Raw genomic sequence first — 2049 nt, 5'->3', positions numbered from 1 at the left:
CAAGGGTGGATTCGCTGGTGGCTTCGGTGCAGGCAGGCAGCGAGTCACTGTTCCTGCTGGACGCCGAGCAGTTCTGACACTTCGGCGGATTTGCGAGTGAATCCCCCTGTGTAAGCTTTTTCCTACACGCCGTGGTGACTTTTCACCACTGTTCTCAGATTGGATCCACGGTTAATCTTTACCACATGGACGTTGCGCAGGAAGCGCAAAGGACAGATCAAGGATGACGACGAAGGACCACCTGCCAGGATGGCGGGGCGATACGGATGTCACAGGGAAACAGTCTGGAAAACCCCGCTTCGGCGGGGTTTTCTTTGTGCGCGTGTTTTTTCAGGCCAACACATCCAGCGGTGATGCCGCCAACAGGCGAGCATCCGTTTCTTCCTCCAGCAGCGTGCGCAGCAGTTCCACTGAGGCCTGCTGGCGCTGTGCATCGCGGAATACCAGGCCGACCTTCAGCGGCACCCGCGGCTCGCTCAAGGGCTTCCACAGCAGCCCCTGGTCATCCTCGGCGGCTTCCTTGGCCCGCCCCGGCAAGATGGTGGCCAGCGCCGTGTGGCCCAGGCTGTCGAGAATCCCCGCCATGTTGTTCATCTCCGCCTGCACCTGCGGCCGGCGGCCCAGGCTGGCCAGCTGGGCCTGCCAGATCTGGCGGATCTGAAACTCCTCGCCAAGCATCAACATCGGCAGCTCTGCGGCCTGGCGGATAGACACCTTCTTGAAATCCTTGAGTGGGTGGGTATCGGGGATGACCAGTTGCAGCTCGTCTTCGTACAACAACAGGCCATGCAAACCGGGCTGACGGGGCGGCAGGTAGCTGATACCGATGTCCAGGTTGCCGCTAAGCAAGCGCCGTTCGATCTCCAGCCCCGATAACTCATAGATCTGCACCACAAGGTGCGGCTGCGCCTTGCGCAGCCGTTCGAGCAGTTGTGGCACCAGGCTTGGCCGTACGGTCTGCAACACGCCGATCGCCAGGGTGCGCAGCGACTGGCCCTTGAAGTTGCGCATGGCCTCGTGGGCGCGCTGCATGCCGTCCAGCAGTGGCAGGGCATGGTTGTACAGTGTGTGTGCGGCCAGGGTCGGCAGCAGGCGTTTATTGCTGCGCTCGAACAGGCTCAGGTCGAGGCTGTGCTCCAGCTGGCGGATCTGCTGGGAAAGGGCTGGCTGCGACAGCGACAGGCGCTCGGCGGCGCGGCCGACGTGGCCTTCTTCATACACCGCGACGAAATAACGCAGTTGGCGGAAATCCATAAGCGACACTTATCAATAATGCTGGGAAAACGAAATGGTCGAAACCCCTCGCTGGGCCTAGTCTATCGCCGTATTCCAACGGGTTACAGCGACATTCAGGTTGATTGTTACCCCGGATGAAAAACACTTTTGATAGGCAAGGCAAAATATCGAGTGTCGGCACCAAGACCGCACCGAGGCCGCCCCTTACCGTGATTGGTTGGAGCCCTGATGAACCTGTTCAACCTGCGCCGCCAGGCGCCTGCCGCCATCCCGGAGGCCAAGCGTGTGCCGGTGGTTGTGGCGCAAGCACCCGAGCTTTCGCGTGAGTGCCTGATGCCCAGCGCCGAACGGGCAGCGCAGGTATTCGTGCGCGGGCAGGGCTCCTGGTTGTGGGACAACCAAGGGCACGCCTTTCTGGACTTCACCCAAGGTGGCGCAGTCAACAGCCTGGGCCACAGCCCCAGCGTGCTGGCGAAAGCGCTGGCCGACCAGGCCCAGGCGCTGATCAATCCGGGCGCGGGCTTCCACAGCCGCGGCCTGCTCGGGCTGGTCAATCGCCTGTGCCAGAGCACCGGCAGCGATCAGGCGTACCTGTTGAACAGCGGTGCCGAGGCCTGTGAGGGCGCGATCAAGCTGGCGCGCAAGTGGGGCCAGCTGCACCGCAACGGCGCCTATCACATCATCACCGCCAGCCAGGCCTGCCATGGTCGCAGCCTGGGTGCACTGTCGGCTTCCGACCCACTGCCTTGCATCCGCTGTGAGCCCGGCCTGCCTGGTTTCAGCAAAGTGCCGTTCAACGACCTGGCAGCCCTG

The 2049-nt window shown here is 62.4% G+C and carries 2 protein-coding genes; one reads left to right on the top strand and one right to left on the bottom strand.

Translation table 11 applies throughout. From position 1 onward, the window contains the following. Nucleotides 1-330: 330 nt before the first annotated feature. On the bottom strand, nucleotides 331-1254 hold the full coding sequence (locus HP547_RS28520; RefSeq protein ID WP_172225151.1) for a LysR family transcriptional regulator: 924 nt from the start codon (nucleotides 1252-1254) through the stop codon (nucleotides 331-333). A gap of 210 nt (nucleotides 1255-1464) precedes the next feature. Here HP547_RS28520 and HP547_RS28515 point away from each other — a divergent pair. After that, on the top strand, nucleotides 1465-2049 hold a 585-nt coding region (locus tag HP547_RS28515), incomplete at its 3' end, for an aminotransferase class III-fold pyridoxal phosphate-dependent enzyme (RefSeq protein ID WP_172288841.1).

Origin of the sequence: Pseudomonas sp. CM27 (assembly GCF_013179515.1) — a bacterium.
Lineage (GTDB): Bacteria > Pseudomonadota > Gammaproteobacteria > Pseudomonadales > Pseudomonadaceae > Aquipseudomonas.
Note: the sequence above shows the minus strand (reverse complement) of the source record. Positions and strands in the feature narration are given on the sequence as shown.